The organism is Microcoleus sp. S13_C5 (assembly GCF_036700845.1).
Lineage (GTDB): Bacteria > Cyanobacteriota > Cyanobacteriia > Cyanobacteriales > Microcoleaceae > Microcoleus.
In genome coordinates this window covers 1-23614 of record NZ_JAUBPR010000104.1, presented here as the reverse complement: position 1 = coordinate 23614, position 23614 = coordinate 1, and the positions used below count along the sequence as shown (strand labels likewise).

Sequence of the window (23614 nt, the reverse complement as noted above, 5' to 3'; positions counted from 1 at the left end):
AAGTTACATCAGCAAATATTTGGAATTGGTTTACTCACTGCTGTTATTGTACCTCACCTTTGTAAGAAATGCTATATTAGTCGGGAGAGCTAGTTGGGAAAAGGGTCAATTTTTACTGTATAATTGCCGACGATAGTCGCTGAAAAAGCAGCTAGTTAAAGAGGATTTGCCAACCAATAATTGCCAACGCCAAATCTGCGCTCGCGTGGCTGATATAACTCGACCAAAGCGAACGGTAAGTCAGGTAAGAGTGCGACCAAATTATTCCGGCAGCGAAGACAGCTAAGGCTCCTAAGATCACAGCCTGCCAGTCGCTGTAAGCTGCTATTACAAAAATGTGGTGGATTGTGAAAAATAGCGAACTCAGAAATATTGCTTTTGTTCCCGGTATAAGAATCTGGCACTTGTTGCAGACAAACCACCGCCAAGTAAATTCTTCAATCAGCGAGTTAACTAGCACAAAATATGCTTCTACAATCAAGTAAATAGTAGGGCTGCTAATACCTAATTGGTACGATTTTTCTTGAGCAACTACAGGATCGATCCACTGCTGGCCAAAAAGGCTATAGATACCCACAATCACCGCAAACATGAATATTCCCCAAATAGATCCAGCCAGCAATTCTTGGCGCTTGGGCAGGGATAAACGCAGCTTTTCGCGATCGACAAAAACAGACCACGCGAGCGGAAAAACTAGCAACCAAACTTGACATAAGACTGACAGTGCTGGTCCCCAGCTTCCAGGGGCAATATACAAGGCTGCTATGATACCAATACTAGCAGCAGGGACAAGCACTGTTAGAGCCAATAGTGCTTTTTTGCGATCGCCCATATCCAGCATTTTTCACGCTTCAATTGAAAATAGGATTAAGATCAAAGGTAAAATATTGGTCACTGCGGACAGGCGATACCACTTTCAAAAAACCATGTAAGTGTAGGCCAGTGATCCAAACCTTTATGGAGTCATTCATTCCCCATTTTTCACTCTTAAATCTAAAATGGTATGAGTTTTGTGCCGCTTATAAAAGTGGTGCTTATTTGTGGCATCGAAAAATATCCAGTTGCATAAAATTGAAGACTCCGCCGTTAAAGGAGTTTGTGTAGCAACAAAGTCTTTATTCAAGCACAATTTGATAATTTGTTGGCATTGGTGACTCGAAATACCATAATATGATTAAATCCCTAGTAGCTGTGTATATTGGCTGAATGACGATCGCAATTGATTTTGGAACTAGCAACACCGTCGTCGCTCGCTGGAATCAAGTCCTCCAGCAGGCTGAAACTTTGAAATTACCGGGATTGTCGGCAATCTCGGCTCAAAATCCGCCCCTAATTCCCAGTTTACTCTACGTTGAGGACGCTGCGGCAAATAAAGTAATACTCGGTCAGCAAGTCCGCGACAGAGGCCTTGATTTGAGTGGAGATTCTCGGTTTTTTCGCAATTTTAAGCGGGGAATTGGCACTTTAGTTCAGGGTTTTGTGCCGGAACTTGACGGGCAACTTATTACTTTTGAACAAGTAGGTGAGTGGTATTTGAGTAAAATTGTGAGTTCAATTCGCCAACTTCCCTTGCCGATCGATTCTTTGATTTTTACTGTGCCGGTCGATAGTTTTGAAGCTTACCGCCATTGGTTGGGCAAAGTGTCTCAATCTCTGGAAGTAGAACAGGTGCGGATGTTGGACGAACCTACGGCGGCTGCTTTGGGTTACGGTTTGGCCGATCGCGAAAATCTGTTAGTCATTGATTTCGGCGGCGGAACTCTCGATCTTTCTTTGGTGCGTTTGGACGCTTCCTCCGACAAAAAGCCCCTCGGTTTTATCCTGAAGTGGGGCGAAAAGCTATTAGCTGAATCTTCAGCACAAAAAACAAAAGTTGCCCGGGTTTTGGCTAAAGCCGGACAAAATTTAGGCGGTTCTGATATTGATAATTGGCTGGTGGATTATTTTGTTCAAACAAAAGGGCTGGCAAAATCTCCGATTACAACGAGATTGGCAGAACGGTTAAAGATTCAGTTGTCTTTAGTGAATCAGGCAGTTGAGGTTTATTTTGATGACGAAAATTTTGAGAGTTACGAATTAGAATTAGACCGATCTCGTTTTGAATCTATCATCGCGGATCATCAGTTTTTTGAGAAACTCGACGAGTGCATGAATCAAGTATTGCAGCAAGCGCGACGCCAAGGCTTAGAAATTGGCGACATCGACGCGGTTTTGCTAGTTGGCGGTACTGTACAAATTCCCGCTGTGGGGCGTTGGGTGCAGCAATATTTCGATCAGACAAAAATTCGCTGCGACAAACCCTTTGAGGCGATCGCCCAAGGTGCTCTGCAACTGAGTCAAGGCATAGAAATCAAAGATTTTCTCTATCACAGTTACGGAATTCGCTACTGGAACCGCCGCGACAATTGCCACAGTTGGCACAGTTTAATTAAATCCGGTCAGTCTTATCCGATGAGCGAACCGGTAGAATTAGTCTTGGGGGCTTCTTTAGAAAATCAGCCGAGTATAGAATTAATTATCGGCGAATTGGGAGCGGAAACTGGTGGCACGGAGATATATTTTGACGGCGACAGGCTAATTACTCGCCAACTCGCGGGCCAAACATCGGTACAGCCCTTAAATGATAAAGAAGGAGCACGCAGCATCGCTCAATTGACGCCGCCTGGGTATCCGGGGAGCGATCGCATAAAAGTTTTGTTCCGCGTTGACCAACAGCGCTTTTTGCGAATTACCGTGGAAGATTTGCTAACAAATGAAACTTTGTTAGAGGATAAACCCGTGGTGCAGCTAAGTTAAGGATAGACTTTAGATCATTTGGTAGATAATTCGGCTCTTGAAATAGCTGCATAGAGTCAAACTTTCGTCCGACCAGAGGGGGACTAAGAAATTACTGGTTTACTTCCAGGCTCTTCCTGGGAACGCAGATCCGGAGGAAGATCCTCGAATTTTCCGGCTCAGAAAGCCAGGCTCTTCCTCTGGACATCCGTTCCCAGGCTCTTCCTAGGAATTAGTTAGTTTTTGGAGATGTCTGTTGGAGACGACAACCTATGCCTATAGTTAGATTTATGGCTGGGTAGGGGATTGACACTGCTACCACTTTAGGCATAGACTTTTCTTTAAAATACTCTTGAATCTGAACCGTCAGCCTTTCATTGTAGTATCAAGATTTTAATTAACGCTAATTCTAGGAGATTAACAGGTATGAGTACCACTCCCGCTTTACCCCTCTGGGTGCAAGATAGAGAAGAAGTTCTGAAACAGGATGATGGAGTAGAATGGCGGGACGGGAATCGTCCAGACTATTCTCGCACTAATGCTTTCTTGGAAAAGGAAAAGAAACACAATCATGCCGAAGGGTCTTTAAATGCGATCGCCTATAATTTGGTGAGAACATTTGAAATGGAAGCATCCTTCAAAACCAATCCCCAACAATGGCTCTCTGTAGTTACGGATAAATTCCGTATGAGCACTAATGGAGGAAAAGAATACACAGCCCAAGAAGTTGTAGATCAGGGAACCTATAATCTCTTTCTAGAAAACTCAGATCACTACCGCGCCTCTGATGAAACCTTTCAATCCTCCTACAACCTCTTTCACACAGCTTTTCCCGATGGCTTTCTCTGGGAATTAGTCGAAGTCCTTGCAGGGCCTCCTAACGTTGTGTTTAAGTGGAGACACTGGGGTACTTTTAAGGGATCTTACAAAGATCATCAAGGGACAGGAGAAACTATTGAAATTATTGGTCTTAGCATTGCTAAAGTCACAGAGGATTTAAAGATTGAGTCTGTAGAACATTTCTTTGACACCAATAATTTCTTAACAGGGTTAACGACAGGAGGATGTCCCGTGAGTCATTAATCAAAGGAAGAGGTCATATCGTTTTCGCTGGAATCGGAATCATAAATAATTGTTCGAGTTGCAGTGCAAGCGTCTCCGTCGCTATAAGTAGCGAAAGCGAGGGAGACGCTTGCTTTCGCTTGACGCCGCCTGGGTATCCGAGGAGCGATCGCATAAAAGTTTTATTCCGCGTTGACGAACAGCGCTTTTTGCGAATTACCGTGGAAGATTTGCTGACTAATCAAACTTTGTTAGAGGATAAACCAGTGGTGCAGCTAAGTTAAGAATAGCTTTTACAGGTAAGGTGCGCTTCGGCGCACCCTACTGATTGCGTTAAAACAAATTGTTAAAAGCAGATGAACTACAAACTAGAATTTCCACTCTCTCCAGAACTAGAAAACTATCGTGACAGAATCGAAGCTACCATTAAACCTTACATCGAAATTCAAACCAATAATGAGGACGTTAATTGGTGGCAGAGTAAATTTGGGGGATTGCCTTATTTACCTAAAGGCTTTGAGTATCCAAAAACTCCTGACGGTAAATATTTATTTTTGCTAGCGCAACTCAACTTTGATGAAATACCGCCTTTAGATGGTTTTCCCGATCGGGGTATCTTACAGTTCTATATAGCCGACGATGACGTGTATGGTTTAGATTTCGACAATTACGCCAATGTAGATAATTCCGCAGTCGAACCAAAATTCAAAATAATCTATTTTCCTCAGCCAGACCTCCAAGTTGAAAACATCATTACCAATTATGATTTTTTGCCGGAACCACAATATTTTCCTGTTCAGGGCTGTTACGGCTTGCAATTTACTAAAAAATATGCGCCGATTAGTACCAGTGACTACCAATTTACAGAAATTTTAGGATCGGAAATTGAAGAGTTATTTATGAACTCTGAAATAGAGGATGAGTACCTAGAAATATCGCAATCCGTTGGTCATAAAATAGGTGGTTATCCTAATTTTACACAAGAGGACGTAAGAAAATATAGTAGTAACCCCGAGCAAAAACAAAAGCTAGACATTCTTCTATTGCAAATGGATACCGATTGCAATGAGACAGTAGATATCATGTGGGGAGACACTGGTGTAGGTAACTTTTTTATTGATGAATCAGCACTCAGAGAATTAGATTTTACTGAGGTTTTATATAATTGGGATTGTGCTTGAAGGCAGTAATGAAGTAAGCAAGCTAAAAAAAACACAACAGATGAACTCCGATCAAAGAAACCGGGTTTTTGACCGAATCTACGGCTGTAACGCAGTATTTCCCAAAAAAACCAGGTTTCTGACCATCGGTGCATAAGTTCTAATAATGTTCGACTATGGCCGATGCCCGATGCCCAATTCCCAATTCCCTAAACCTAAGATTTGTGCACCACCACGGGTGTTCCCACCGAGGCCCATTCAAATAGCCATTTAGCGTGATTTACAGCTACATTTGTGCAGCCGTGAGTAACGGCATTGCCAAACAAATTGTGCCAGTAAGCGCCGTGAATTGCATTGCCGCCGTCGTAATACATTGTATAGGGAACGTCCGGCACGTCGTAGTCTGGCCCAGTCATTCTAGCAACGCGGTATTTGGTTTGAACGGCAAAGGTTCCCGTGCGGGTGGGAGTCGAGGATTTGCCGCTGGAAATAATCACCGCGTAAACGGGTGTATTTCCTTCCCAAGCTATTAATCTTTGTCTTGACAAATCAATTTCAATCCAGCGTTCGCTGGATTGCTGCAACATCATAATTTTATTGGCAATTATGTTGTGCTGTTCGCCTGCAATTGCATGAATAGAACCGCCACAGAATGCAGCAATTGTTAGGGCGCAGCCGGCACAGAAAGTTCCAGCGCGGCGGAAGTAATTTGAGTTGATAATCCTGTTCATTCCTTACACCTCGTACTATTTTAGATTTTAGATTTTAGATTTTAGATGGGCTTGTCCTATTTTAGATTTGAAATGTTGGATTGGAAAGAGGGCTTAACAAGTTGTTAAGTTTTGGGTAAGATCTCGTGCAATTTGGACGATCGCGCGCCAATCGCGATTTTCCACTAAGTGTTTAGGAAATAAGTCTCCGGCTAAACCAACGGCGATCGCGCCGGCGTCAATAAATACTTTGGCATTTTCCAGCGTCACCCCGCCCGTGGGAATTAAAGGAATGTTTCCCAGGGGACCTTGCAGGCTTTTCAGGTAAGCCGCGCCTCCCAAAGCCGATATCGGAAACACTTTAACGCAGGTAGCGCCTGCTTGCCACGCGGTGACAATTTCCGTGGGAGAAAAAGCACCGGGGACGATCGGCACTCCCGCGTCAACTGCGGTTTTAATCATCGCTAAATCGGTGTGCGGAGTAAACAGAAATTGAGCGCCGCAGTCTATTGCTTGCTGTAACTCTTCTAAGTTTAATAAAGTGCCAGTGCCAATACTAAAAGTAGGGAATTCCGACCGGAGTTGGGCAATTAATTCAGCAGCTTTGTGCGTGTTCCAAGTAATTTCAATAAATTGGATTCCTCCGGCTGCTACCGATGATGCCATCTGCCAAGCAAGTTGCTTTTCTGAGGAGCGGATAACTGCGATCGCCCGGTGTTTTTTTAGTAGTGTCAACCAAGATTGATGATTCATGCTAACTGATTTTCCCCCCAGATAATTCAATATAGTTCATATCGGAAGACCGAGCGGTTGAAACCGCGTCTATACAAACAAAACCCACCTCCGTGGGTTTCCGAGGGGGCGGTTAAAATTGCGTTATTTTCTTTACACCACAGGCGAGTGGACTGCGTTTGACTCGCTAGCTAGAGTAAGTAAAGCCTCAGCATCGCTCGGTTGTGCCATCCATATTACCGTCATTTGCATAACCTTGCTCTACCCGTTGTAATGAGCAACAACTTTAGTCACTTTTCCGGTTGAACTGACTTCCATAAACTCACCTGCATTCGTGCCTTTTTGGTTGATGTAGTAAAGGACAACACTGGAAACTCCCCACATCACATCAAGCAACTCAAATTTGAGGTCAGGATAAACTTCCAGCCCCTTTTTGAAGTAGTTTCGTAGCGCTTCTTTGCCTGTCACTGTCCCAGATGGTTCGTTTAGCAGTTGCGCTGCGACAGGCGATATCAGAATTACATCTTCTGCGTAATGGGACATGATTCGATCGAGGTTATGAGTATTCCAAGCTTCTACCCAATCAAGTGCAAGTTCACGCGCTCTATCTTCAGTGACGATCATGGTTTGCTACTCCAATGCTTTTTTTCGCTGCTTCCTGTGTGCCTACAAAAAAATCGGGGCGATTCCCGACAATCCAAGAATCACCCCAATTATTGATTTCAAACTTTAGATTTAATCTAAAATCCAAAATCCAAAATCCAAAATTGATTAGGCGATCGTCGCCATCTTGACATCGCTGTTGGCCAGCAAATTTTGCAATTCATCCGCATCCACAGTTTCCTTTTCAACTAGCATATCTGCCAAAGCATTAAGGACATGGCGGTTGCCAACGAGTACATCTTTAGCGCGGCGATAAGCTTGTTCTACCAACAAACGCACTTCATCGTCGATCGTCGCTGCGGTTTCTTCGGAGAAATCGCGTTCAGCCATGATATCGCGACCCATGAACATATTGCCTTGTTGGCGACCCAGAGCTACAGGGCCTAGCCGATCGCTCATTCCGAAGCGAGTCACCATTTGCCGCGCTACTCTTGCCACTTGCTGCAAGTCGTTCGACGCACCGGTTGTTACTTCTTCCTCGCCGAAGACAATCTCTTCAGCAATGCGGCCGCCCAAAGCTACCGCCATTTGATTTTGCAAGTAAGACCGAGAATACAAGCCAGAATCCATCCGATCTTCGCTTGGTGTGAACCAAGTCAAACCGCCAGCGCGGCCGCGGGGGATAATGCTAATTTTCTGCACGGGGTCATAATCGGGCATCAGCGCGCCCACTAAAGCGTGACCGGCTTCGTGGTAAGCTACCAAAGTTTTGCGCTTTTCGCTCATCACGCGGTCTTTCTTTTCCGGGCCTGCGAGCACGCGGTCGATCGCATCGTTGACTTCATCCATCGAGACTTCGGTCAAGTTGCGGCGGGCGGCTAAAATTGCTGCTTCGTTGAGTAGGTTGGACAAATCCGCACCGGTGAAACCGGGTGTCCGGCGGGCGATTTTTTCCAAGTCCACGTCTTTCGACAAAGTTTTGCCACGGGCGTGAACGTTGAGAATTTCTAGGCGGCCTCCGAAGTCTGGGCGATCGACTACAACTTGGCGATCGAAGCGACCCGGACGCAGCAGCGCCGCATCGAGCACATCGGGGCGGTTTGTGGCAGCAATCAGAATGATGCCAGTATTACCCTCAAAGCCGTCCATTTCGGTCAGCAACTGGTTCAGGGTTTGTTCCCGTTCGTCGTTACCACCGCCCAAACCAGCGCCCCGCTGGCGGCCTACCGCGTCAATTTCATCGATAAATACGATGCAAGGAGCGTTAGATTTAGCTTGTTCAAACAAATCGCGGACGCGGGAAGCACCGACACCCACGAACATTTCCACAAATTCTGAACCGGAAATCGAGAAGAAGGGAACGCCTGCTTCTCCAGCAACGGCTTTTGCGAGCAGGGTTTTGCCTGTTCCTGGAGGGCCGACCAGCAGCACGCCTTTGGGGATTTTTGCTCCGACTGCGGTGAAGCGGTCTGCATTTTTCAGGAAGTCCACGACTTCTGCGAGCTCTAGCTTGGCTTGTTCGATGCCGGCCACGTCGCCGAAAGTCACCTGAGTTTGTGGCTCCATTTGGACTCTAGCTTTGGATTTGCCGAAGTTCATGGCTTGGTTGCCGGGCCCGTTTTGGGCGCGCCGCACCAGGAAAAACAGTCCGACCAAAAGCAAAATCGGGAAGAACAGGCTGCTGAGGGCTTTTACCCAGAAGCCTTCGTCGCTTTGTGGCAGAACTGAAATATCTACGTTATTTTTGGTCAGGATGTTGATCAGTTCGGGGTCGTTCGGCAGGTTGACGATGACCTTGTTGCCGTCCTGGGCTGTGACCAGGGCTTTGCTGCGATCGGAACTGATATTTATTTTGTCTACTCTCTTGCCTTCGACTTCCTGAATGAATTGACTGTACTTCCAAACTTCGCGGCTTGGGGGCTGTTTGTCAAAAAAAGCCGTTGCTAAGGCAATGACTACAATAGCCAGCAGTGCGTACAGGCCAGCGTTTCTCCACCGTTTATTCACCGAGGTCGATCCTCCTAATTTTTAGTCCCTGTGATTTGGGAATTTTTATTTATGTTCATCAATCTTAACGTAATTGTAACTTGTTTTTGTGGGGTGAGGAATCCCGGCCATGCTGCGGCGGTCTGATGTGAGGTTGTGGAAACCGAACTGCCCAGGGCTTCGTCAGGAGATGCGGGTGCTGTCTTAATCGTTGCCTTTCCACATACACTATAAAACAGAATTTGTCAATAGATTGTCCCTCGATCGACTGAGAAATTAGCTTGTTCGCAGTTGCACGCTTTTTGCACCACGCGGCATTGAAACGCAACTCCTGTTTTGACCGAGAATTTGACGTATAAATTTAAGATGAACCGATCACAATTCACCAATCGCGAATAGCCCAAGGAAAACTCAAAATGCCAGATTCGCAAGATACTTTCATTTTCAACGGTCAACGGCTGGCCTACAACCGGCTCAAGCACAACAACTATCCCGCCTCGGAGAGAGCGGTAGAAATACCCATAGCCTGCAACTTTATTGCCGGATTGAAGGATAAAAGCAAACTGCTGGAAGTGGGTAACGTGCTGCAATATTACCCCGAACTGATCCCGACATATATTGCCGAAATTCAAGCTAGAAGAATTATCGACAAATACGAAACTGCTGTGGGAGTAGACAAAATTGATTTAATGGATGTTGATCCTGAAGAGAAGTATAGCGGTATAATTTGCATCTCTACAGTAGAACACATAGGCCAAGGCTCTGACCCGAGTGAAGCTTACGGTGAAGATCGGGAAAAATATGATTGGCAAGGGCCTTTAAAGGCGATCGCCAAAGTCTACGATTTGCTGTCAGATAACGGTAGAGCACTGATTACAGTACCCTTCGGCCGATTCCTCGAAAGGGGGTGGTACATCCAGTTCAGTCAAGATTACTTAAATCTCTTATTCGAGCGATACAATATTCCTAAAAATGCGGTCAGTGCCAGTTATTTAAAATTAGTTAATGTTGACAAATCGCAGCCGCAGCCTTCTGTTTGGGTACAAGCCAATCCCGAAGAACTTGTTAGCGCGCAATACAATTTACCTTTTAATTTTGCCAATGCGATCGCCGTCCTAGATATTACCAAAATTCCCGCAACTCGCTCGGCATTGACTCAACCCCCAACCGCCGACAAACAGCCGCCAGTATTTAGTAGAATAACAAGCAAGCTGTGCGTCAACAGAGACTTTCAGACAGATTACTATGAGCATTGGATTGACAAACTCAAAGCTCCCACAATGATTAACCGCAAATATTGGGAGTGGGTTGTCATGTCTCAAGCTTTGAACGAAAGAGGATTTCTCAAAGCCGGAAAAAAAGGCATGGGTTTTGCGGTTGGCAACGAACCGCTACCGTCAGCATTCGCTTCTTTGGGCTGCGAAATTGTCGCCACCGACCAAAGTTACGACATTCCTGAAGCTAAGGAAGACTGGGCGACAAGCGACCAACTTTGCCGCGGCAAACAAGCTCTTAACGAGAAAGAAATATGTCCGCCAGAAACCTTTGACAAACTTGTCAGCTTCCGCGAAGTTGACATGAACAATATCCCCGAAGACTTAAAGCAAGGTGAGTTCGATTTTATTTGGTCTTCCTGTGCCTTTGAGCATATAGGCTCGATCGAACACGGACTCAGATTTGTCAAAGAATCTCTGAAATGCTTAAAGCCCGGCGGTATAGCAATTCATACAACAGAGTTCAACTGTTCGTCAAATGCAGGAACCGTAAACGCACACAATTTAGTATTCTTCAGACACAGAGACATTGAGCGTTTAATCGGGGAACTAGCAGCCGAGGGATATCGCGTAGAACCTCCAGATTACTGGATGGGCGATAGCAAATATGATTTGACGCCGATGAAAGAACCTCACAATCACCTCGGACCGCACCTGAAACTAGAATTGGGCGGTTACATTGCAACTTCCTTGCTTTTAATAATCCACAAACCGAATGCGATCGCCGTCCTAGATATTACCAAAATTCCCGCAACTCGCTCGGCATTGACTCAACCCCCAACCGCCGACAAACAGCCACCAGTAATTAGTCGAGTAACAAGCAAGCTGTGCGTCAACAGAGACTTTCAGACAGATTACTATGAGCATTGGATTGACAAACTCCAAGCTTCCAGAACTATTCACCGCAAATATTGGGAGTGGGTTGTCATGTCTCAAGCTTTGAATGAAAGAGGATTTCTCAAAGCCGGAAAAAAAGGCATGGGTTTTGCGGTTGGTAACGAACCGCTACCGTCAGCATTCGCTTCTTTAGGGTGCGAAATTGTTGCCACAGACCAAAATTACGACATTCCTGAAGCCAAGGAACACTGGGGCACAACCGATCAACTTTGCCGCGGGAAACAAGCACTTAACGAAAAGCAAATCTGCCCGCCAGAAACCTTTGACAAACTTGTCAGCTTCCGCGAAGTTGACATGAACAATATCCCCGAAGACTTAAAGCAAGGTGAGTTTGATTTCATTTGGTCTTCCTGTGCCTTTGAGCATATAGGTTCGATCGAACACGGACTTAGATTTGTCAAAGAATCTCTGAAATGCTTAAAGCCCGGTGGTATCGCAATTCATACAACAGAGTTCAACTGTTCATCAAATGAAGAAACCTTAAACACAGACAATTTAGTATTCTTCAGACACAGAGACATTCAGCGTTTAATCAGCGAACTAACAGCCGAGGGATATCGCGTAGAACCTCCAGATTACTGGATGGGCGACAGCAAATACGATTTGACGCCGATGAAAGATCTTAGCAATCAATGGGCACCGCACCTGAAAATAGAATTGGGCGGTTACATTGCAACTTCGTTGCTTTTAATAATCCACAAACCGCAGGAAATATATGCAGAGTCTTACCCGCCAGTCTATGCGTATGGCGAAAAACAGCAGGAGTTTATCAAAATTTTTTATGACATATCTGTACTGGGATACGGACACTACGATTCCCGTTCTCGAACCGGTGTTGCCAGAGTCATAGAGAATATCGCATCGGGTTTAATTGCCTCGAAACAGTTCGATTTATCTTTTGGCGCGACTCATTCTTGGTACGCCGTGAAAAGTTGCCTGGATTACTTGCAGACTCAGCCAATTTTTCGGGGGATACCTTTGGCTCACTCCAGCTTTTTCAGAAATTTTGAAAGCAAATTAATGGAGCTTTACAAGATGCTAGAAAACAGGGAAAAAATCTGCCCTGGACAAAACCAAGAACCCCAATCCAAAGTTTTAACAGACCAATTAAAAAAATACCTTTCAAATTCGATCGGCATTTCCCAGCAGCGGAGCCATTTAATCGACCAGGAGAGCTTGAGCGAAGCCGATATTTTCCACGCGACCTTCTATCACATTCCGCACCAAGCACGCGAGTGCAAAAAACTCAAAAACTTTGCCACAGTTTACGATTTGATTCCCATCATATTGTCGCAGTTCTTTCTCGGTAAAAATGATGCCGATTACCAGAGAATGCAGGCATCTTTAAACAGCTTAACGGCAGAGGATTACATTCTCTCCATATCTCAAGCCACCAAAAACGATTTGCTAAATCACGTCAAACTCAACCCGGAAAGAGTGTTTGTAACTCATCTAGCTGCAAATACCGCTTTATTTTACCCCTGCAATGATGCGGAAAATATTGCATCGGTAAAGCATAAATACGGCATCCCCAACGCACCGTATATCTTGGGTGTCAGCACATTAGAACCTCGAAAAAACCTTGAACACGTCATCCGCTGCTTCGCAAAAGTCGTGCAGCAACAAGGCATCAAAGACCTCAGCTTAGTTTTAGTCGGTGCCAAAGGTTGGGAGTACGACAAAATCTTTCAAGAAATTGCTAACTTCGGTCTCTCAAAAGACCGTATCATTATTACTGGCTATGTAGCCGATGAAGATTTAGCTGCCATCTACAGTGGTGCGATGGTTTTTGTTTACCCCTCGCTATATGAAGGTTTCGGTTTGCCGCCTTTAGAAGCAATGCAGTGCGGTATTCCTGTCATCACCTCGAATAATTCATCGTTTCCCGAAGTAGTCGGCGATGCGGGAATTATGCTCGATCCGACAGATGCTGACGGACTTTGCCACAGCATCCTAAAACTGTACCGTACACCTGCTTTGCGGCAAGAAATGTCTTTAAAGTCGCTAGCGCAAGCGAAAAAGTTTAGCTGGGAAAGGTGCACTCAGGAGACAATTGCTGCTTACAAAACAGCTTTGTATGGTTGAGAAATCCCAGCCGGTTGACTGCATAATTTCTGCCTGTCATTCCCAAGTGTTGCGAAGAATCTCGAACCCTTTCAACACCGCCATTGAGTGCGTAAGTCCTGTAAGTGTACGAAGCGAGTTAACCGAGTATGTCAATTGCACGGGAACATCAGATTAAAGTTATTTACGATATCTCTGTCCTCGGACAGGGACACCTGCACCAGCGCGCTAGAACCGGCATTTTTAGAGTTGTTGAAAGTATTGCTGAGAATTTGGCAAACTCGAAAGAATGCGATTTGTTATTTTGTGTCAGTCAGTATTTGCATTTGTTGGATGCGAGTTTCGATTATCTGGACACCAATCCAAAATTAGCGGGTATTCCCCTGCTGCATTCGAGCTTTGCCAGGTTTTTTTACAGGCAGCTACTCGATGTTTACAATATGCTGGGTCTTCAAATCAAAGCAAATGAGGCGGGCAATGCTGTCGCGGAAAAAGCTGTTTTTGACCATTTGAAGAACAATTTACAAAATGCCGTTCAAATCATGGGCGGTTCCTTTGTTGCGGTAGATGCTAATAATTTAGAGTCAGCAGATATTTTTCACTCGCCCTACGATGAAATCCCTGTTTCGGCAAAGCAAACAAGTAAAGCTCAAATTTTTTTGACTATCTATGACTTGATTCCTGTTTTGTACCCGCAGTTTTTGCTGAGCGAGCAAATCCCTTTACTTTACAAAAAAACCTTAGCCAGCATCTCTCAAAAGGATTGGGTAATTTGCATATCGCATTCAACTAAAAACGACCTTTGCAATTATCTCAAGATTGACGAATCGAGAGTTTTTGTCACTCACTTAGCTGCGGAGCCGAGTGTATTTTATCCTTGTCGCGATGCTGCAAAGATTGCCTCGATTCGCAGCAAATACGGGATTCCTGATGCGAGTTACATTTTGAGTTTGGGTACGCTAGAACCTAGGAAAAATATAGACCACGCTATCCGCTGTTTTGCTCAACTGATTCAGGAACAAAAAATCAAAGATTTGTATCTGGTGTTAGTGGGGACTCCGGGGTGGAAATACGACAGAATTATGGCAGAAGTTTCCAAGCAGGGTTTATTGAAAGAACGGATAATTTTTACTGGATACGTGCCGGAATCAGATTTGGCAGCTCTTTACAGCGGTGCTTTAGCTTTTGTATATCCTTCTTTTTACGAAGGTTTTGGTTTGCCGCCTCTGGAAGCGATGCAGTGCGGAGTACCGGTGATTACCTCAAATACATCTTCGCTTCCCGAAGTAGTTGGGCAAGCGGGAATTATGGTAGATCCAAAAGATACCGACGCGCTTTGTCATAGTATGCTGGAAATCTACAACAAATCATCGCTGCGAGAAAGTATGTCTTTAAAATCCTTGGCACAAGCTAAACTTTTTAGCTGGCAAAGGTGCACTGACGAAACTATCGCTGCTTATCGAACTGCTTTATCGTAATTTTACAGGAAACTCACCAATCATGAAAATAGTTATTGACGGCATATTTTTTCAAAGCCAGCAAAAAAGCGGGATTGCTCGCGTTTGGCAGTCTTTGATGGAAGAATGGGTAAAAAGCGGTTTTGCTGAGAATATAGTAATGCTGGATCGCGCAGGCACAGCACCGAAGATTGCCGGCATTCAATATCGCTCGATTCCGGTTTACGATTACAACAAAACCGATGTTGACCAACAAATGTTGCAGCAAATGTGCGATCAAGAAAATGCAGATTTATTTGTTTCTACTTACTATACAACACCGATTTCCACGCGATCGGCATTTGTCGCCTACGATATGATACCCGAAGTTACCGGAGGCGACCTAAATAATCCCATGTGGCGAGAAAAACATCATGCTATCCGCCAAGCATCTTCCTACATCGCCATTTCCCAAAACACGGCCCGCGACTTAGTAAAGTTTTTCCCCGAAATATCTCCCGCATCAATTACTGTCGCTCACTGCGGCATTCAAAAACATTTTTATCCTTCTAGTCTAGCAGAAATAGAAGCATTTAAAACTGCACACCGGATTGAGAAACCCTACTTTTTAATAGTGGGAGAACGTTGGGGATTCAACGGTTATAAAAATACGAGCGCTTTTTTTCAAGCTTTATCGAGACTCAGCAGCAAGTCTGGATTTGATGTTGTTTGTACTAGCGGTCAACCTTCGCTAGAACCTACTTTACAACAGTACACTGCTGGTGTAAACGTCCACCTGCTGTATTTGGGCGACGATGAATTAAGAGCGGCTTACTCGGCTGCGATCGCCCTCATATTTCCCTCAAAGTATGAAGGTTTCGGACTGCCAATATTGGAAGCAATGACTTGCGGTTGTCCCGTCGTCACTTGTCCCAACAGCTCGATTCCCGAAGTAGCAGGCGAAGCAGCATTTTATGTAGGTGAAAATGATGTTAATGCACTGGGAAATGCCCTGCTTGACGTGCAGAAACCGGATATTCGCAACTCGTTAATTGCTGCCGGACTTGGACAATCTCGCAAATTTTCTTGGTCAAAAATGGCAATAACAGTTAGTTCAGCGTTGATGCAAGCCTGCGGGAGCCAACAGCAAATCCCGGCAAAATCGCCTGAAGCTCCAATCTTATTGTCAAGCATTATCGAGCAATACCAGAAAAATTCTGCTGATTTATCTGCACTAGCAAATGTCCGCCAAGCTAGAAAACAAATTGCTGCAATTTGGCTTAGCTTACCAGCCGAACAAGTGGCAAGTGCCTTTGCAGGCGAAGCAGGCAAACAGCACCAAGCGCTGCTGGCTAGCGATATTAGATATGAACCGCTAACGGATACAGAAGAGAGTTTTGTGAGCGAATTAGTCGCCAATGTGGCGAAAGGATTTAACGAGCCAAAAGCGATAAATTACCTGCTCGCAGCCATGCTGTACCGGCGGGCAGACCAATTGCCGCTCAAGTACGATCGCGCTACAGTGCCTAATTGGTTCGCCAACGAATATCTCAAATTCATGTTTACTTGCCCGAACGTATTTCAAACCCGAGGAGAAGCAGACAATTACTATCAATTCATCCAAGGCTGGATTGATTATTTACATACTAATTTGTTCAAAAATGCAGATTCGCCACTGTGGCAGAATATTGCTTTGTTGTTCGCGCAAGTTGCGAACTTTATCCCGCTGTACTTTACCACGGCAAACCTACGCGATATTTACACCAAACGGGCGGAAATTATTGAGTTTTCGCTCAAAAATCGCGGCAGTTCAATTGATTGTATCTTCCCGGCGCGATCGCCAAATCGGACAAAAATCCGCGTCGGCATCATCAACGATCATTTCGCGCCACAAACCGAAACCTTCGCTACCATCCCGGTTTTCGAGCATTTAAACCGCAACCAGTTCGAGATTTACCTGTACGCGCTCAACACCAGCGGCCACCAATTAGAACAATATTGTCAAAGTCGCGCCGACAAACTGGTTGCACTCCCGAAAGACTTTGCATCGCAAGTCCAAACAATCCGCGCCGACGACTTAGATATCCTGTTTTTCGGTACGAATTTAACAGCTATTAACAAACCGCTGACTTCACTAGCAATCCACCGTTTAGCGCGGGTACAAACTACTTCTTTCTGTTCCCCCACAACCACCGGAATCCGGCACATGGATTACTACATCGCAGGCCAATTTACCGCGCCGGATGCTAGTTATCAAAAACAATATCGCGAACAGTTGGCTGTTCTCGAAGGCAGCGGTTTTTGTTTCACATACGCAACAGAATCGGAAGTTGCTACAGTTAAACCTACCCGCCAAAGTCTGGGAATTTCAGACAATACAACAGTTTTTATCTCCGGCGCCAACTTCTACAAAATTCTGCCGGAGTTGAGGGAGAGTTGGGTAAAAATTCTAGCTGCTGTACCCGATTCAATCTTGATTTTATATCCCTTCGGGCCGGCTTGGACTCGCACCTATCCAGCGACACCTTTTGTCAACAATCTGAACGCTGTATGCGCTAAATACGGCGTGAATAACAACCGCTTGCGGTTCGTAAAACAACTGCCTAGTCGCGCTGATGTGAAAGAATTTTTGCAGCTAGCAGATGTTTATCTCGATTCCTATCCTTATGCTGGGGCAACATCGTTAATTGATCCTTTGCAAGTAGGATTGCCGGCGGTGGTTGTGGAAGGAAATGCTTTGCGGTTCCGCCAAGGTTCGGCGATGCTGCGGGAACTGCAAATGCCTAATTTAATTGCGTATGACGAAGCATCTTACATTCAGCTAGCCGTTACCCTCGGCACTAACCCGCAATTGCGGCAGCAAAAACGGCAGGAAATTCAGCAAAAAATGCAAGGCAATCCGCGCTGTTTTGACAGTGTTGCATATTCTGGGGCGATCGGCAAATTATTCCAAGAACTCTTTGGCCAATGGCAAACCAGCCACCTAGAAGCATCCCGCAGCTTAGAGGATAGCAGCCCCCAGGTAAATTTGGGGGAGAGCCTCTCGAATAACGTCCAGCTTTACCAGAGAAATTCATCAAACATCTCAGCAATATCCGAACTGCGTCAAATCCGCAAACAAATCGCTGATTTTTGGCTGAACCTTCCTGCCGAAAACCTCGAAACCGCCTACAGAAGCGCTTCAGGTAACAGCTATCAAATCCTGCTCAAGAGCGGTTTCCAACGTCAACCGATGATCGAAAGCGAACAAATATTTTTGCAGCAATTAACCCAGATTAGCAAAGGATTAGTGCATCCCAAAGCTGTCAACGCCTTGCTCGCGGCGATGCTGTATTTCCCGCCGGAAACTATGCGAATTCCCGACGCTCGCAACCGTTTGCCGCACTGGTTAATTGGGGATTACGAACAAGTTTTTGAGACTGAAGCCGCCATCAAGTCTGATTCAAGTTCTGACTTGCTAGCTCAATACATTCAATCCCCGCAATTTGCGAATCAACTGTTAGGATGCGTCAATCTTTACCGCATCGATCCGTCTGACGAATCGATAGTTTTGGAACTTCGCCAAATCAGAAAACAAATGGCTGATTTTTGGCTGAGTGTTCCTTCAGAAAAACTCGAAAACTTTTACCGAGGAGAGGTTCGCAAGGGATATCAAGCAATTCTTAGCTGCGGCTTGCAAGCTGAAGCAATGACTGAAGCCGAACAAAAATTTTTGCAGCAATTGACCGAAATTAGCAAAGGGTTGGTGCAGCCTCAAGCTATCAATGCTCTGCTGGGGGCAATGCTGTATTTTGTTCCGGGAAAAATGCGGGTTCCCGATGCTCGCACCCGCTTGCCCCAGTGGTTGCTTGAAGATTACGAAAAGGTGTTTGAAAGCGCATTTGCGGCAACAGAACCAACACTTGTCAAACAAGATTATCTGCCGCAGTTTCTCAATCAATTAACTGCTGCCCTCAATCTCTATGAAATAGACCCGACGGCTGAATTGGTAATAGCAGATTTGCGGCATATTCGCAAGCAAATTGCAGATTTGTGGCTGAGCGTTTCCGGCGAACAAGTAGAAGTTTTGTACCGGAGCGATTTTGGCAAGGGTTACAAAGCAATGCTGGGCAGCGGGTTTATTAACGAGCCGCTGAATGAGAGCGATCGTGAGTTTTTCAAGTCGTTGGTTGTTGAGTTGAGTAAAGGGTTTGGAACGCCTAAAGCTGTGAATAATTTGTTGGCGGCGATGCTGTATTGTCGCGCTGGACAGTTGCGGGTTCAGGATGCAAATACTTGTTTGCCGGAGTGGTTGTTGGCTGATTACGAGCAGTTGGTTGGGGGTGCGGTTAAGGTGGCTGTGAAGTAAACGGATCTGGCGTAGGGCGGGCAGCGGCTCGCCCACCGCGATCGATTAGTTAGGGAATTGAAACTTGATTTGGAAGGGCAAAAGAAATGCTTCAAATATATGGACATTCTCTATTCCTCTGTTTCAACCAACTCTAAACCATTCTTCCAGTTTTTGCTTAATTTTGCATTAGTAATTATAGTCTTTAAATCATTTTTTATTATTTCTCGGAAATTTGGAGTGTCTTGAATTCTAAGCTTCCAATTTTCTAGCCAAAATTCTTGAGGTAAACGTTTAATGATATCTAACACTTTTTGTTCAATTTCATCACTTTCAAATATATCTAGTAAATCCATCTCCCAAAAATATAGCAATCGGTCAGTGATATACTCATTGAAAGCACTAATATTTGCCTTCGTCATAAATTGATTATTTTTTCCAAAAAGCTCTGGATAATTTCCTTTCACCGCTCTCCAGGTTGCACAGAAAAACTCGATCAAGGAATCTTCATCATTTTCAAGCACTGTAAATGACTTACGAATATATCGCATTGTTTGTTCTATGGCAGTAATTGGCACTAGCTGAGTTTCTTCTGTAATCTCTCTGTTATAAGACCAATTTAATAAATTTTGAAATGGGCTTGATGGAGAATCATTAAGAGATCTAAGTATCAGTGGCTTATCACCATATTTTACACGCGCTAGTACAAGTCGTTTCTCAAGTTCATCTTCATTAAAATCTGCAATAATAGATTTGACATTTTCCGCTGAAACTCGTACTGCTTTATTATTTACTACAATAAACTGGAAAGCTTGTTCTTGAGGAGTAGCATCTATTAAGCTAACAACAGTTATTGGTAAATTCTCTTTATCAAAATCAGACATACCATACAGACGGTGCTGTCCGTCTACAATAAGTGCTGGTTTAGCATCCTCTTGTTCATTGGGTTCAAATGAAAACTTAATAATTCCCCAATCGAGTTGATTCTCACAGCCATTCAATAATATGTTTACAGGGTTTTCTAAGGAACTCTTTGTTTGAATAATACCTTCGCTAATTTCTTTACTTAAAGATGTAAACTTGGCTTTGTCTTGATCAAAAGCTATAAGTATACTATTAGGAATTGTATTGATTGAACTAGCCTCTATAAATTTTGTAACTGCACTAGCTCTAGCTTTTCTTAGTATACGCTGCGCTCCTTTTGGGACATCTTTTATTCGTCGAATCCCCAACCATTCTTTCAAATCTTTTGCGCCTGCATTAAAAACAAAAAAACGAGTTACATTTTTATCGGTGCGCTGTGATATTAAACTGCCAAAATAACACTTATGTTCAGTCATAACTATCCCCTTATTTCGTGATGTTTTTCGCAATAAATCTCTATATTTAAGAAATGCCAACTATCATTGGGATTTTTGCGTCCAAATTTTAACTTTCCCGCATCCGCTGCTGATTTTTCACAAATAGAACACTTAAATTCTCTTTTAGCCCATAAAGCCAATTCATATTCCCTGTTCATCTCAGTCGAAAAGTGTTGATCGTTTTCATCACTTACAAGACATATTTTTTCATAATGAAAATCGCTAGCATCTATATGATCGGACTTTTTACAATTACATTTTGGGCAAGCGACTTCAAGATTGAAATTATCACTTGAACCGCCCATTGCTTTCGGCCATTTATGCTCCACTTGAACTGAGTTGTATGAATCTCCTATATCAAACTCCAGTTCGCCACCACAGATATAGCAAGCCTTATTATTATTTCTGGCTCTCTTTCTTATTTTATGTTTAGTGCTGTCTGCTACGTCTGCATTTCTCTTATCCAAACACTCACTAATTAAGACAATAATTCGTCCAATATGCTTTTCAGGGAAGCGCATATCATCCTTCAGGAAAGCTCTCAAATCAGTGCGGAATTTTTCATTTCCTTTATTCTCTTTTTCACACTTTCTTTTAAAATAATCAGCGGTTACTATAAGCCGTCGCAATACATAGTTTATAGTGCTATTGTAAACTAAATCTCTCAATTCTCCATCAGCTTGCAGAAGATAATCTATTCTTAAAATAAAGGAGTCATTTTTGACATCAGCAGGGAAAAGTTTTTTGATAAATTCCCTTAGCTGTTCTCCTGGGTTAATGTTATTTTCATCGACACTTTTTTGCATCGGATAACTCTCTTTGGATTTTCTCTCAAACTCAGATGAATAATCGTTGCTTTTAATCGTAATACTTTCCTTTTTTCCCTTTGCTCCTTAGCTCCTATATTTCAATACGATCTACTACCGATTTCTTGTAGTAATCAATGATCCCACTTTTTCTGCATTACTACATCGCCTTTTAATATTTCTTAACTACTATCATGACTCTAGCAGTTCAATTTTCCCTAGTCGAACATTACCCCAAAGCGTTTTCAGAATATCCACCTCATAAAGTATACTGTATGCAATTTGCATATTTCTGGTACATTGTCGCACTGAGTGACCACTTACAACCTAACACTGTTTTAGCCCGATCGCTGGACGGAGAGGGGCTGGCAATCTTTCGGGGAGAAGATGGACAAGCTGCGGCATTGCGCGATCGCCCTCCTTATTCGAAACCCCACAAACAGGAAATATTATACTGTATAGCTGCACTACAACCCTAACCAACCTCGAAGAGATTGGTCAAGTCGCTCAGCATCAGAATCCGCTAATTTGCCAAGTGTCGTTACAACCAAGCTTTCATGCACTGTATACAAACCTCGCTTGACTGCTGTAGCCACATTTAACCCTGCTGTTGACCATTCAGCGACTACGAACTCACCTTCAAGTAAGGATGCAGTTTTGCTGGTCAATGGCACAATCATAATGTCTTGAGATACGTGCGGCGCACTCACAACAATTGCTGGTCTTACCTTAGAACTAGACAAGTTTGAAAAGGGATATCTAACTAAAATTATGTCCTTTTTAGAGGATCTGGCCATAAACATCATCCTCAGTATTGTCCCAAACTGTATCTAATGATGTTTGACTGGCTTGAAGCCAAAACTCAGCTTCTTCATCAGGTAAGAGTGTTACTAATACTTTTGCCCCTTCGGGTAACTCTGATAACTCCAGCAGTTCAATTTTCCCTTGTCGAACAGTAGCCCAAAGCGTTTTTAGCATATCCACCTCATAAACTGTGCTTTATGCAATTTGCAGATTTCTGGTAAGTTGTCGCAGCGAGCAACTAATTACAACCTAACACACATAGAGCGAGGAAGTATTTAAGCCTGACTTAGAATCAATTCAACACGAATTCTGGCTGCTGAGTCTCAAACAAAGGGCGAGTTACCTGACGCACTAGCACTGTTTCTAAACTGCCTTCTACTACATTTTCTGCTTCTATTTCTAACTCGCCCCACAATAGCCGATCGCCTTGATTGGGCATTTTACCTAAATTGTGGATTACGAATCCGGCGATTGTTTGGTAAGCTGGGTTAGTCGGCAGGTTTAACCCAAGTTTTTCGTTAACTGCGGTCACTTCCCATAGGCCAGAAATTAGTGCCGAATGAGCATCTTTTTGAACGAGAGTTGCTTCGGAAGGTAACAGCAGGGGTTGAGACTCTTTACTGGTAATCCAACCAGTCAGCAGCCGCACCGTACCGTTGAGAATTGCTAGCAGCGGCCACAGTAATTTTGAGCAGAGTTCGAGGGCAGGCATCAACAGCAAAGCTGTGCGTTCTGGGGCGTGGTTTGCTAATACTTTGGGGATTAGTTCTCCTAAGACTATCTCGACGTAAGTTACTAAGATGAATGCTGCGGGAACTGCGATCGAATGAGCAGTCAGCACGGCCGGGAAATGACCGATCGGCAATTTGTCGATCCACGGTTCGATCCAGTGTACAGTCGCTCCCTCACCCAACCAACCTAACAGCAAACTCCCTGCTGTTGTGCCAGTTTGAGTCACAGACAGGTAATGCGGTATGTTGTTTTGAGCTTGGTGGACGAGTTCGGCGGTTTTAGCAGTTGGGCGATCGTCCAAGTGGGTCAGTTGGCGGATTTGATGGCGATCTGCTGATACTAATGCTAGTTCTGACGCCACAAAAAAGGCGATTAAAAGTGTTAAGCCTACCAACATTGCTAATCTCAGCGTTGTTTGAGCGACTTCTATTTCCAGGCACGTAAGGTTGTTCAAGATAGATATCTAATATGATAGAGGTTTTAGGTTAATTCTTTTATTTTAGCTTGGGATTCAGATAGGTTTATCCCCCCACATTTCGGATATCCGCACTACCCTTATTCGTAGGTGCGCTTCAGCGCACCTAACCTGTAGAACTTGTGAACTCTTTCTCTTCTCTTCCTTCGCGCCCTTGGCGTCTTCGCGCTTCGTTTTAACTGAGATTTCGCACCATCCTCAATTACTTGTTTAGGAACAGGCTTTTCGGCTTGTTCCACAAGAGATGAATTTTATTGTGGAACAGGCCGAAAAGCCTGTTCTTGAAAATGGTGCAAGATGTGAGGAAAAAAAATCTTATTCACAACACCGGAACGGGAGCATGTCACTTCTGTAGTGAGTAATGATACTCATGCAGGTCTTCGCTGATTACCAATTAAGCCGTTCAAGTA

General features: G+C 44.2%; 18 protein-coding genes. 8 read left to right on the top strand and 10 right to left on the bottom strand.

The genetic code is table 11. From position 1 onward, the window contains the following. Positions 1-151: 151 nt before the first annotated feature. Complete coding sequence (locus QUA04_RS22455; protein ID WP_333260894.1) at positions 152-832, bottom strand: CPBP family intramembrane glutamic endopeptidase; 681 nt, start codon at positions 830-832, stop codon at positions 152-154. A 374-nt stretch (positions 833-1206) separates the two neighbouring features. Here QUA04_RS22455 and QUA04_RS22450 point away from each other — a divergent pair, with 374 nt between their 5' ends. From QUA04_RS22450 to QUA04_RS22435, 4 genes are all read left to right on the top strand, one after another. Then, entirely contained in the window at positions 1207-2796 is a 1590-nt protein-coding gene (locus QUA04_RS22450) for an Hsp70 family protein (protein WP_333260891.1), read from the top strand. Positions 2797-3201: 405 nt separating this feature from the next. Beyond that, the gene (locus QUA04_RS22445) at positions 3202-3858 is read left to right on the top strand and encodes an ester cyclase (RefSeq protein WP_333260888.1); all 657 of its coding nucleotides are present in this window, start codon (positions 3202-3204) and stop codon (positions 3856-3858) included. Then, positions 3840-4121 (top strand): hypothetical protein, encoded by a 282-nt coding sequence (locus QUA04_RS22440; RefSeq protein WP_333260896.1) that lies wholly within the window; start codon positions 3840-3842, stop codon positions 4119-4121. Before QUA04_RS22445 ends, QUA04_RS22440 begins: the two co-directional genes overlap by 19 nt. 72 nt (positions 4122-4193) lie before the next feature. Then, positions 4194-5018, top strand: a complete 825-nt coding sequence (locus QUA04_RS22435) for a DUF1963 domain-containing protein (RefSeq protein WP_333260885.1) — start codon at positions 4194-4196, stop codon at positions 5016-5018. A 194-nt stretch (positions 5019-5212) separates the two neighbouring features. On the opposite strand, the gene QUA04_RS22430 is transcribed toward QUA04_RS22435, so the two are convergent. The 4 genes from QUA04_RS22430 to ftsH3 form a co-directional block, all read right to left on the bottom strand. Beyond that, positions 5213-5728 (bottom strand): L,D-transpeptidase, encoded by a 516-nt coding sequence (locus QUA04_RS22430; protein WP_333260883.1) that lies wholly within the window; start codon positions 5726-5728, stop codon positions 5213-5215. 93 nt (positions 5729-5821) lie between these two features. Continuing rightward, positions 5822-6460: a bifunctional 4-hydroxy-2-oxoglutarate aldolase/2-dehydro-3-deoxy-phosphogluconate aldolase gene (locus QUA04_RS22425; RefSeq protein WP_333260879.1), complete on the bottom strand. Its 639-nt coding sequence runs from the start codon at positions 6458-6460 to the stop codon at positions 5822-5824. A 240-nt stretch (positions 6461-6700) separates the two neighbouring features. Next, positions 6701-7063: a nuclear transport factor 2 family protein gene (locus QUA04_RS22420; protein WP_333260876.1), complete on the bottom strand. Its 363-nt coding sequence runs from the start codon at positions 7061-7063 to the stop codon at positions 6701-6703. Between the two features lie 147 nt (positions 7064-7210). Then, the gene (gene ftsH3, locus QUA04_RS22415) at positions 7211-9049 is read right to left on the bottom strand and encodes an ATP-dependent zinc metalloprotease FtsH3 (RefSeq protein WP_333260873.1); all 1839 of its coding nucleotides are present in this window, start codon (positions 9047-9049) and stop codon (positions 7211-7213) included. 395 nt (positions 9050-9444) lie between these two features. On the opposite strand from ftsH3, the gene QUA04_RS22410 reads away from it, so the two are divergent. The 3 genes from QUA04_RS22410 (at position 9445) to QUA04_RS22400 (ending at position 19047) form a co-directional block, all read left to right on the top strand. Beyond that, entirely contained in the window at positions 9445-13284 is a 3840-nt protein-coding gene (locus tag QUA04_RS22410) for a glycosyltransferase (protein WP_333260870.1), read from the top strand. A gap of 128 nt (positions 13285-13412) precedes the next feature. Continuing rightward, entirely contained in the window at positions 13413-14741 is a 1329-nt protein-coding gene (locus QUA04_RS22405; protein ID WP_333260867.1) for a glycosyltransferase family 1 protein, read from the top strand. 22 nt (positions 14742-14763) lie between these two features. After that, positions 14764-19047, top strand: a complete 4284-nt coding sequence (locus QUA04_RS22400; RefSeq protein WP_333260864.1) for an O-linked N-acetylglucosamine transferase family protein — start codon at positions 14764-14766, stop codon at positions 19045-19047. A 110-nt stretch (positions 19048-19157) separates the two neighbouring features. Here QUA04_RS22400 and QUA04_RS22395 read toward each other — a convergent pair whose 3' ends face one another. Then, entirely contained in the window at positions 19158-20366 is a 1209-nt protein-coding gene (locus QUA04_RS22395; protein WP_333260861.1) for a DGQHR domain-containing protein, read from the bottom strand. 2 nt (positions 20367-20368) lie between these two features. Further along, positions 20369-21193, bottom strand: coding sequence for an HNH endonuclease (locus QUA04_RS22390; RefSeq protein WP_333260858.1), 825 nt, complete (start codon positions 21191-21193; stop codon positions 20369-20371). Between the two features lie 275 nt (positions 21194-21468). Between QUA04_RS22390 and QUA04_RS22385 the strand changes: the two genes are divergently transcribed. Further along, on the top strand, positions 21469-21672 hold the full coding sequence (locus QUA04_RS22385) for a Rieske 2Fe-2S domain-containing protein (protein ID WP_333260855.1): 204 nt from the start codon (positions 21469-21471) through the stop codon (positions 21670-21672). On the opposite strand, the gene QUA04_RS22380 is transcribed toward QUA04_RS22385, so the two are convergent. The 3 genes from QUA04_RS22380 to QUA04_RS22370 all read right to left on the bottom strand — a co-directional run bounded on the left by QUA04_RS22380 (position 21661) and on the right by QUA04_RS22370 (position 23183). Next, positions 21661-21990, bottom strand: a complete 330-nt coding sequence (locus tag QUA04_RS22380) for a type II toxin-antitoxin system PemK/MazF family toxin (protein ID WP_333260852.1) — start codon at positions 21988-21990, stop codon at positions 21661-21663. The genes QUA04_RS22385 and QUA04_RS22380 overlap by 12 nt on opposite strands. Beyond that, positions 21974-22171, bottom strand: coding sequence for a hypothetical protein (locus QUA04_RS22375; RefSeq protein ID WP_333260849.1), 198 nt, complete (start codon positions 22169-22171; stop codon positions 21974-21976). Before QUA04_RS22375 ends, QUA04_RS22380 begins: the two co-directional genes overlap by 17 nt. A 118-nt stretch (positions 22172-22289) precedes the next feature. Then, positions 22290-23183 carry a CNNM domain-containing protein gene (locus QUA04_RS22370; protein WP_333260845.1) on the bottom strand — a complete coding sequence of 298 codons (894 nt, stop codon included), beginning with the start codon at positions 23181-23183 and terminating at the stop codon, positions 22290-22292. Between the last annotated feature and the right edge of the window lie 431 nt (positions 23184-23614).

What these genes read in the sequence shown, in the direction of transcription:
- QUA04_RS22455 (WP_333260894.1), bottom strand. Translation starts at nt 832, where the DNA reads ATGGGCGATCGCAAAAAAGCACTATTGGCTCTAACAGTGCTTGTCCCT.
- QUA04_RS22450 (WP_333260891.1), top strand. Translation starts at nt 1,207, where the DNA reads ATGACGATCGCAATTGATTTTGGAACTAGCAACACCGTCGTCGCTCGC.
- QUA04_RS22445 (WP_333260888.1), top strand. Translation starts at nt 3,202, where the DNA reads ATGAGTACCACTCCCGCTTTACCCCTCTGGGTGCAAGATAGAGAAGAA.
- QUA04_RS22440 (WP_333260896.1), top strand. Translation starts at nt 3,840, where the DNA reads ATGTCCCGTGAGTCATTAATCAAAGGAAGAGGTCATATCGTTTTCGCT.
- QUA04_RS22435 (WP_333260885.1), top strand. Translation starts at nt 4,194, where the DNA reads ATGAACTACAAACTAGAATTTCCACTCTCTCCAGAACTAGAAAACTAT.
- QUA04_RS22430 (WP_333260883.1), bottom strand. Translation starts at nt 5,728, where the DNA reads ATGAACAGGATTATCAACTCAAATTACTTCCGCCGCGCTGGAACTTTC.
- QUA04_RS22425 (WP_333260879.1), bottom strand. Translation starts at nt 6,460, where the DNA reads ATGAATCATCAATCTTGGTTGACACTACTAAAAAAACACCGGGCGATC.
- QUA04_RS22420 (WP_333260876.1), bottom strand. Translation starts at nt 7,063, where the DNA reads ATGATCGTCACTGAAGATAGAGCGCGTGAACTTGCACTTGATTGGGTA.
- QUA04_RS22410 (WP_333260870.1), top strand. Translation starts at nt 9,445, where the DNA reads ATGCCAGATTCGCAAGATACTTTCATTTTCAACGGTCAACGGCTGGCC.
- QUA04_RS22405 (WP_333260867.1), top strand. Translation starts at nt 13,413, where the DNA reads ATGTCAATTGCACGGGAACATCAGATTAAAGTTATTTACGATATCTCT.
- QUA04_RS22400 (WP_333260864.1), top strand. Translation starts at nt 14,764, where the DNA reads ATGAAAATAGTTATTGACGGCATATTTTTTCAAAGCCAGCAAAAAAGC.
- QUA04_RS22395 (WP_333260861.1), bottom strand. Translation starts at nt 20,366, where the DNA reads ATGACTGAACATAAGTGTTATTTTGGCAGTTTAATATCACAGCGCACC.
- QUA04_RS22390 (WP_333260858.1), bottom strand. Translation starts at nt 21,193, where the DNA reads ATGCAAAAAAGTGTCGATGAAAATAACATTAACCCAGGAGAACAGCTA.
- QUA04_RS22385 (WP_333260855.1), top strand. Translation starts at nt 21,469, where the DNA reads ATGCAATTTGCATATTTCTGGTACATTGTCGCACTGAGTGACCACTTA.
- QUA04_RS22380 (WP_333260852.1), bottom strand. Translation starts at nt 21,990, where the DNA reads ATGGCCAGATCCTCTAAAAAGGACATAATTTTAGTTAGATATCCCTTT.
- QUA04_RS22375 (WP_333260849.1), bottom strand. Translation starts at nt 22,171, where the DNA reads ATGCTAAAAACGCTTTGGGCTACTGTTCGACAAGGGAAAATTGAACTG.